General features: G+C 58.1%; 8 protein-coding genes. 2 read left to right on the top strand and 6 right to left on the bottom strand.

From position 1 onward, the window contains the following. Nucleotides 1-157 precede the first annotated feature (157 nt). Nucleotides 158-1,033: a metallophosphoesterase gene (locus PLJ71_21895; protein ID HQM51343.1), complete on the top strand. Its 876-nt coding sequence runs from the start codon at nucleotides 158-160 to the stop codon at nucleotides 1,031-1,033. Nucleotides 1,034-1,045: 12 nt separating this feature from the next. Here the strand turns inward: PLJ71_21895 and PLJ71_21890 are convergent, their stop codons facing one another. From PLJ71_21890 to PLJ71_21875, 4 genes are all read right to left on the bottom strand, one after another. Continuing rightward, nucleotides 1,046-1,591: a hypothetical protein gene (locus PLJ71_21890; protein ID HQM51342.1), complete on the bottom strand. Its 546-nt coding sequence runs from the start codon at nucleotides 1,589-1,591 to the stop codon at nucleotides 1,046-1,048. After that, entirely contained in the window at nucleotides 1,588-2,031 is a 444-nt protein-coding gene (locus PLJ71_21885) for a hypothetical protein (GenBank protein ID HQM51341.1), read from the bottom strand. Before PLJ71_21885 ends, PLJ71_21890 begins: the two co-directional genes overlap by 4 nt. Beyond that, nucleotides 2,028-2,672: a sigma-70 family RNA polymerase sigma factor gene (locus tag PLJ71_21880; protein HQM51340.1), complete on the bottom strand. Its 645-nt coding sequence runs from the start codon at nucleotides 2,670-2,672 to the stop codon at nucleotides 2,028-2,030. Before PLJ71_21880 ends, PLJ71_21885 begins: the two co-directional genes overlap by 4 nt. A gap of 130 nt (nucleotides 2,673-2,802) precedes the next feature. After that, a complete protein-coding gene (locus PLJ71_21875) occupies nucleotides 2,803-3,798 on the bottom strand; it encodes a polyprenyl synthetase family protein (protein ID HQM51339.1) in 996 nt (331 codons plus the stop codon). A gap of 452 nt (nucleotides 3,799-4,250) precedes the next feature. On the opposite strand from PLJ71_21875, the gene PLJ71_21870 reads away from it, so the two are divergent. After that, nucleotides 4,251-6,860 (top strand): serine hydrolase, encoded by a 2,610-nt coding sequence (locus PLJ71_21870; protein ID HQM51338.1) that lies wholly within the window; start codon nucleotides 4,251-4,253, stop codon nucleotides 6,858-6,860. Nucleotides 6,861-7,467: 607 nt separating this feature from the next. Here the strand turns inward: PLJ71_21870 and PLJ71_21865 are convergent. Both PLJ71_21865 and PLJ71_21860 read right to left on the bottom strand, forming a co-directional pair. Continuing rightward, on the bottom strand, nucleotides 7,468-7,599 hold the full coding sequence (locus PLJ71_21865; protein HQM51337.1) for a hypothetical protein: 132 nt from the start codon (nucleotides 7,597-7,599) through the stop codon (nucleotides 7,468-7,470). Then, complete coding sequence (locus PLJ71_21860; protein HQM51336.1) at nucleotides 7,596-8,711, bottom strand: site-specific integrase; 1,116 nt, start codon at nucleotides 8,709-8,711, stop codon at nucleotides 7,596-7,598. Before PLJ71_21860 ends, PLJ71_21865 begins: the two co-directional genes overlap by 4 nt. Between the last annotated feature and the right edge of the window lie 112 nt (nucleotides 8,712-8,823).

Raw genomic sequence — 8,823 nt, 5'->3', positions numbered from 1 at the left:
CAGTTAGACTCCTTTCATCCCCCAAAGGGCCTATCTCCCGCAATGTATTACATTCCAATATCTTAAGTTAATGCAGAAGAAATGGTGGTACAAGGAGCTTTGGGCGTTCGCAACTTCATCATTTTTGTGGTATCGTATACGCGAATGGGGTGGCGGTATGTGGCGATTCATCCAGCTATCGGACCCACATCTGGGGAGCCAAGTTCATAATACCCGGAACGGCCGCATAGAAAGCGTGTTGATTCCGGAACTTATTAGTTGTTTGAGGCGCGACTTGTCTGAGCTGCAGCCGGACTTTTTGATCGTCACCGGGGATATTGCACGGCCCGATTCCCGTGACGCGGTCTTCGCTGCCCGGGACCTGATGGATTCTCTGGGTTTCCCCTACTATCCCATGGGGGGAAGCTCCGATTTCTGCTATGAACAATCCCGCCAATGGTTTACGGAGGCTTTCGGAGCCCATCTTCCGGAATCCCGGACATGGTACTCGTTTACCCAGGGGGAGATCCACATCTGTGTCTTGGATGCGTGGTGGCTCTGGGATGACGGAACTGTAATGCCCTTCAGCCAGCGCGGCAACTCGACGCCGCGGTGGATTGTTCCGCCTGACCAGCTTGAGTGGCTCGATGGCGACCTGGCGGAACACGATGAAGAGGCTACCATTATCGCAATGCACCCTCCGTTGATTCTTCCTCAAATGAAGCTGGCCCGAGATTCGGCCCTCCAGCGGGGGGCGCTGGAAAACGCCGGATTGCTGCTCGACCGGCTCAAAGCTCATGCGCAAGTGAAACTGCTGCTTTCGGGAAGCGCACACGCACATTACATTGCTAAACAGGAAGGGCTTACACAAGTCGTGACCGGCTCTCTTACCCAGTATCCGGTCGAGTTCCGCGATATTCACATCCACGAGGACCGCTTCGAGGTTCACACCCGAGGGCTGAGCAATGCCGTGTATGCTTCTCAGTCCTTGCTGCGGGAAAGGGAATGGACGCGGGGCCGGGATGAAGACCGCTTTGCCGTAATACCTCTCTAAGTCAGAAAAGGCTTAACCGTTGTTCGCGGGGTCGGCGTTCCTCAGCGTCAGGATTAAGACCAGCTGGCCCTCATCGAGCTTGAGCCCTCCCACCTTGAACGGTTTCTCTGAAACGGCAACGAGGGTACACCTCAGGACTTCCTTGTACTTGGGTTCCGCGCTTTGCTCGCCGGATGCGCCGTCAGGCTTCTTCTCCTGTTCCTCCACCCGCATATGAACGCGCACATCGCAGCGGATTCGGTCGTGGGAAGCCTGCTCGATGGGTTTCAGGAACAGCGTGTACCGGCTGTCGAGCGGGATCTTGGTCTCTTCTCCGTAAGTGACGACCGTTTTTGCCTCCCGCAGCTTGCGGAAGTCGTCAAATTGCTTGAGGTCCTCGACGGTTTCCCTGATGGAAACGATGCTGTCATCGAACTTCCGTTCTTGATGGCCCCGGTAGGTGGCCTGCACCGCAATGAGACTCACGTGCACAGGGGCAGGGCGCGCCTCACTTGCCTCCTGAGCTGCGAGGGGCGTTAGAATCAGTGTGGCTGTGGTCGCCAACGCGGCGAAAGTCAAGGGAGATCTCCTTCCGGGATTTCTACCCAAACCGTCATAGTGCCGTTCTCGGTGTTGTAGTAGCCGACCTCGGCGCCTTCAATGGACGTGTTGACCTGCTCTACCTCGGCCGAAACATTCTCAGGCGCCGGGGTTGCAATTATGAAGATTGAGATTGCCGCGATAAGAGACGCAGCGATGGCCGATGCGACGGTCAATACGCCGCGGTAATGCCGGCGCGTGGGCTCGAGGCGTTCCCGTATGCCTTCCATGAAGGCCGGAAACTGGGCGGGTTCGATGGTATGCCTGTGCGCAATCTCCTGTGCGCCTTTACGCAGTGTTTTGAGGGTTTCGAGATGCGCCGCACACCTGGGATCGCTGGCCACGAGGGCCTTCGCCGCTGTTTCAGACGATGCGTCGCCATCGAACCAGCGTTCAATAGTTTTGAAGTTCCGGTTCATGAGTGCGCTCCCATCAGGCCCATGTGCGTAAGGCCTTTTTGCAGTTTCTTGCGTGCGTGATGCAGCCTGCTCATCACCGTGCCGATGCTGCAATCCATTACCTGGGCCATCTCCTCGTACGAGAGGCCCTCAAATTCACGTAAGATGAAGGCTGTCCGATGTTTATGTGACAATTTGCTCAACGCTTTCTCGACCGCTTCGCCGATTTCCTGTGCCTCCAGACTTCGGTCGGGAGGAAGCACATGACTTGGAGCATCCTCCGCATACCGGCTGTCATCGAACGAGACGGTTTCAAGCCGCCGTTTCTTCAAATAATCCTTGCACTGATTCGCGGTGATCCGCATCAGCCAGGTCTTGAAGCTGGCATCGCCACGAAATCGCGCCAGAGCGTTGTGGACCTTGATGAACACTTCCTGTGAGACGTCCCAGGCTTGTTCCCGGTTCCTCACGAAATGGTAAGAAAGGGCAAAAACCTCGTTGCGATAACGCTTTACAAGCAATTCAAATGCGTCGCTATCGCCCGTCTTCGCACGGGCAACCAGTTCAGCGTCCTCAAAAGCGTCGCTGACCCTTGCCCGCGGTTCCTGTTCCTCTTCTTCCGGGATTTCACAGAGAACCGTAGTATCCAGTGCGATACTCAATTGTCCATTCTCCTCACCCGTACTATCCAGACGATATCTATGATGGTTTATTTAATACATTTCACCGTATGCGCCCGCTCATGAGGCACGGCGCTTCATCAAGGCCGCGCGAAGACCCAACAGCCCGGGGCTACCAGTTGCGGGCGAGCACGAAATCCACAATACCCGCCATGGAATCCCTATAGGGGCTCGGGTGGATCTGGGCGGTGGCCGCATGGGCCAGTGCGGCATAATCGCGGGCGACGGCCTCGGTACGCTCGGCGGCCTTGGTTGCCCGGAGCATGTCCAGCACCCATTCGTGGTCGTTCGCGGTCAGCTCCGAGCCGCGCAACCCTTCAAGCCGCGCCTTGCCGGCCGTGTTCAGGCTGTCTTTCATGAAGAGAATAGGCAGGGTCTGCTTGCCCTCCACGATGTCCGAACACGATGGTTTGCCCAGCACCGTGGCGTCCTGCCGGAGGTCAAGCAGGTCGTCGACGAGCTGGAAGGCAATCCCGAGAGCCATGCCGTAATCGTGGAGGAGCTGGCCGGGGGCGCCGTCAATCAGGCAGGCGGGAGTGCTGCAGGCGGAGGCGAACAGACTGGCGGTCTTCTTCCGGGCGACTTCCAAAACCTCGGCTTCGGTCATCGGACCGTCGCCGTTAGCGAAACACTTGAGTTCCGCCTCGGCCATTTCCCGGATAGATGTGACAGCGCGCGAGATGATACAGGTAGAGTCGTAGGAGGCCATAATCTCGATAGAGCGGGCAACCAGGTAGTCCCCGGCGAGAATGGCCGCATGATCGTCCCACCGGGCATTGAGCGTGTGCATGCCGTGGCGCATATTGGCCCGGTCTATCACATCGTCATGAGCCAACGCTGCCAGATGGAGCAGTTCCATCCCAGTGGCCAAGTTCACGAAACGGCGGGTGTTCCCTGCTCCGGACACCCCCGCCGAAAGCAGACACAGCGCGGGGCGCAGCATCTTTCCGCCCGCCTGTACGGAAGGCATGGAGGGCCCGTGCACCAATTGCAGGGCTTTGGTCCAATAATCGCCCACGCGCGCGGAAACCGCGTCAATGTCGTCGCGGACAGGGGAGTAAAGTTCCTTCAATGTAAGTGTTTTCAACATGTTTTCGGATTCTACCATACGCCAAGTATTCCGCGCGAACGGCTTTTGATCACGTGACATACGCCTTACACCCGCGTCGTTGTCCGATGTGCCGCAGCGACCTGGCAGGGCCGATTCACTGGGCGTGAATGTGTGGGCATCATCTCCTCTTTGTTTAGAGAGAACTGCCCGTTCTCTGTTGGAGCTCATTGTCAAGTTGTGGCAGCTGATGGTTCTGTTCCTGCCTGCTCATCTGAATCGTTGAGAGCAGCGCATCATCGGTTATTGACGACCACTCACCCGCCACAAGCTCACGGTCAAAACGCACGATGACCGGCGCCGGACGGATTTTCGGGAGCGATAAGAGAATTCAGCTTCACGGCACGTCGCGTGAGACGATGTTCTGGCGTGCCAGACAATACGCTGTCCTACGGCGTTGCATAGATGCGCCGCGCAGAAGCACAATATGGTGATGAAGGAGGAGACATTCCGTGTTCACACAATCCTGTAGATACCGCTTTGTGAGTTGTGTCGTCGTAGCCGCTATCCTTGGCCTGGGGCTGGGTGTTCCGGCTTCAGCACGAGCCGCCAGCGCAGCGATAGACATCTCTCCTGTATACGATGTGCCTTTTGTTGCGGGGATCACAATTGACGGGGATGGCGCGGATTGGAGAGACGAAGGGTTTCGAGTCGAGATCATGCCGGACAAGGATGGCCGCACGCTGCCAAGAGCGAGTCTCGAGCCTTCATTCCGCCTCGCGTGGGACGAACGCGGGCTGCTCGTTCTCCTGAAAGTCCGCGACGATTTTTTCATTGAGACGTCAGACGAAACCTCCCTGTGGGAGAAAGATTCGGTTGAAGTCTTTGTAGCCGCCGAGCGCGGCGGTAAGGATTGGTATTCTCTGGTGATGAGTCCAGGCATGACGGCTGAATTTCCGCAGATGCGCGTCACGCCGATAGACCTGCGCAAGAAAGAGCCGCGCGAGCCGCTATCTTATGAAGCTGCCCGGACGAAGTCGGAGGATGGCTACGTTCTCGAATTGCTGCTGTCATGGGCGAACCTTGGCATCGGTCCGGGGCGGGACCGTGAACTCGCATTCCAGGTCTACGTGAACGACGTTGACGGCGCCCAAGGCCGCTTTCAGGCAGTGTGGTTCCCGTCCATCCGTACTCGCTATGATTCAGCGACCATGTGCCGGCTTCGCCTTGGGGACAAGCCCAGTCCTCCCGACTGCGTCCGTGTACGAGGCGAGTACGACGATGCCATGCGGGCCCGTGTCAGTGTTCTTTCGCTCGGCGGTTTTGCGGGTAAATCCGTGATTGTTCGGGAGGGAAGGCGGAAGCTTGCGGCTGGCGTGCTCACGCAAACTGGGGACTATTCACGGGCGGAACTCGTCTTTCCGGCGCCCGTGGGCACAGCTTCCGGCAAGCCGTGGCGAGTACGCGTTGCCAACAGGTTCGATTCGAGCCTGAGCATGCCGAATGCGGATTTGACGCGTGCGCAACGCGTCATGCTCCTGGGAGTCGGCGCGAAACCTCCTGTGTTCAAGGGCGAGACGTTCCCCGTCTGCGACTTCTGCGATCCGTTGATTGCCGAGCGGTTGATCGGAGCCTACCGCATTGAACCAACCTTCTACGATCGCGAGTTCAATCCCGTAACCTCGGCGGTTGAGCCCGGCCGCTATGGGGCCGTGCTCGAGATCAGACCCGAAGCAGGTCCAAGTCTGCGGCGCTACGTCACGCTGTTTCGAGCCCCCGATTCGTTTGATACAGTCGTGTCGTGGCGCTACCTGGAGCCTCGCCTTTCAGCGCGAATGCCCGACGAGGCACGACTTGACCCCGACGTGGTGAAGGCACAGAGCCAATCCCTCGGTACATATCTGAGGTTCAGTATTCTCGATGATCTCGCGAAGGGCCAGGACGCGGCCGTGCTGTTTGCGGGCATGTATGACGCATCGCTCAGCAACTCCGCGGGCCAAACCGTTGAAATTGCCACGGCAGCCGATGACGTCTGGGCCATGGACCGACAGTGGTGGGTCCAGCTCAAACGCAAGCTCAACGGCATGGATAAAGCCTTTCCGAACGCCTTCTCCTGCCCGCGCCAGAAAGAGGGCAAGCCGGCCCCTGAGCTCCGCGAGGGAACGGCTCTGGAAGCTGGGATGAAAGCAGACGCCGTAGACAAGCTCGATGCCGTCTGTCGTGCATGGGTTGAAGAGAGCCACGAACCCTTTGCCGTCTGCTTGGCGCGTCACGGCGTTGTCTTTTTCCACAACGCTTACGGTACGCGCTACGGAGAGCCGATGACGGTCGACACAAAGAGCTGGATGGCTTCGATATCCAAGTTCCTCTCCGGGGCACTGATGATGATGCTTGTGGACCAGGGCCTGGTGGACCTGGACGAACCCATCGACAAGTATCTGCCGGCGCTGCGGGGCATTCCCGTCAAGTATCCGCTCACGATTCGCAATCTCTATACGCATACGAGCGGACTGGGGCTTGGCGTGCAATTGCCTCGCGCTGCTCCGGACCACTGGGGCGACGAACGGAACGACTTGGAGGAAATCGTCGCTGGGTATTACCCCTGTCTCGAGGTTGGCGCGGGTCACGCGTACAACGGCACGGGCTATGCCCTCGGCGGCAAGATCATCGAGTCTATGACCGGCGAAGCGCTGCCTCAGTTCTTCAAGCGGCACCTCTGGGCGCCGCTGGGTTGCGAGCATACCGACGCGATAGACGGCAGCGCGTGGACCATGAGCGTACCGCTGGACATCGCGAAATTCGGCCAAATGCTCCTCAACCGGGGCGCCTATGGAACGCTGCGATTCTTCAGTGAGGAGACCTTCGAGAAGATGCTCCCGGTGAAGTTAGCGCCCTATGTCCACTTCGAGACGGAGATCGAATGGGGGATCGGCCCGGTGTGGACACCCGAGGCAGGATTGAGCAAGCGCACCTTCGGCCACGGTGCTGCATCTGGCGCAACCCTCCGCATCGACCCTGAAAATGACTTAGTCATTGTGATGACCCGGAACGCGAGTGGTTCCCAGTACGCCAAGTATCACCCCCAGTTCATCCAAGCTATTGTCGAGAGCATGGCGGAATAACCTCGGTGCGGGAGCAGACTCTGGACAGGATGGAAGCATGCGCTGGTTTTTGTGAAGCCGGGCACACGTATTCGCTGACATCATATGCGATGCATAGCCCAAATGTAGACCATCCGGTTCGAGTGAATCCGGCGTTCTCATGATCTAGAAACTATAGAGCGGAAGTAGCCATGAATCGCCAGAGAATGCCGCCTGTGCTCATCGCGGCAGTTTGCGGACATGTCCATTCCGTCGAGAATCACCAGCACATGCCGTGTGCTGCTGCGTCCCCGTTACACTTTTCGCCATACCTCGGGCCTTCCGATACACAAAGAGGGCCAACAGCTCTCTTCTGTAAGCTATTGGCCTTCAGGGTTTCTATCATGGTCGGGGCGAGCGGCTCTCCCCATTGGTCGCGGCCTGCGCTTTGAATTCACTCGATGGAATCGGTTGTGTAGCGCGTCAGCGGCATGGATACAGGCTCGCGACCTGTCCCGTGGGCCCTCAACACGTTCCGAAGGGCAAAGAGCTGCGTCCCTTGACGGGCCGAATGTGCGCCTGCGGCGCCCCCGGGGGACAATTGTCGGCAAAACCAGACGGCGTGACATAAATGACATAATTCCGGGTGCTATGCCGCCTGTGGCCTGAATGCAGGGGAAATCAGGAAGAAGTAGCGAGGAATGAACTCTTCTGGAATTACTGTATCGGGCATAAACTGGCCATCAATCTTATCGATTTGCATTTGTTCAAAGGGCTTCATTGGCTACCCCCCTGTTCGCGTTGCTCTGATTCGCCTCCGAAAATGGCCTGATTCATTCGTTCCACCACTTTGCTCGTGCGTGCATCGGACAGGTGGGCATACCGCTGCACCATGGCCAGGGTCTTGTGCCCCAGCACGGCCGCAATTTCGGGCAAGCTGACGCCGTTCATGGCCAGGTACGAAGCGGCACTATGCCGCAGATCGTGGAAGCGGAAGTTCTTGATATCCGCCCGCTTCAAGGCCACAAGCCAGGCGTTCTGTATTTCGATGGGCTTAGGCTCTTTGCCGTAGCGCAGACGAGCAGGGAACACATAAGGTGAATCGATGCGCCTGAGCCGGCTGCGCTCCCATAGAGCGTTGTACACCGGCCCGACGAGGGGCACCGCCCGGCGTTCTCCGTTCTTTGTATGTTCCAGCGTGATCATGCGGCGCTGGAAATCCACGGCATCCCACGTAAGGTTCATGATCTCGCCCCGGCGCATGCCCGTAGACAACGCGAGCAACACGACGTCATACAGACAGGGATTCTTGCTCTTTCCGCACGCGGCCAAGAGATTGGCACGCTCGACATCCGAGAGGAATCGCACCCGCCCTCGTGGCTCTGTGGGCTTCGTCACCTTCCGGACAGGATTGTCATCGAGCCATCCCCATTCCCTCACGGCCACAGTGAAAGCATGCGACAGTGCCGCCATGTATCGGATAACGGTAGACGCGCTTCTAGGTCTTTCCGTCTTCCCCCGCTTCACCGGAGTGGCCTTCAGTTCGTCGCGCTTCTCGGCGATCATTGCGGGCGTCACATAGGCCAGCGTATAGGGGCCGAGTCGTTCCTTCCACCATTGCAATTGGAAGGATTGGCCCTCTGCCCAATCGCTCTTCTTCGGAAGGATTTGGGCCTCGTAGCGATTCAGCATCTCCGCCACCGTGTGACGCTCGGCCTGCACGCTTTTGAGGTGGCGCCCCGCCCGTATGTCAGCCTCTGTCTGCTGCGCCCACCTCCTCGCATCAGTTATCTTCGAGAACGTAGCGGTTTCAGGAGCTGCTCCCCGCAAGCGAACTTGCACCCGATATGATTTGTCCCCCTTCGCGTTGACGCGCTCCTGAATCGTCGCCATCCTGACACCCCCCTATCGAAAGGCAGCGAAATGCTGTGGGTTTCGCTCCCGTCAAACGAAGAATTGACACAACTCACGGCTCTGATATCATAGCCAATACCCACCACATACT

This window comes from Candidatus Hydrogenedentota bacterium, from assembly GCA_035416745.1.
In the GTDB taxonomy this organism is placed as follows: Bacteria; Hydrogenedentota; Hydrogenedentia; order Hydrogenedentales; family SLHB01; genus UBA2224.
The sequence above is the reverse complement of the archived record's forward strand: the minus strand, read 5'-3'. Positions and strand labels throughout refer to the sequence as shown.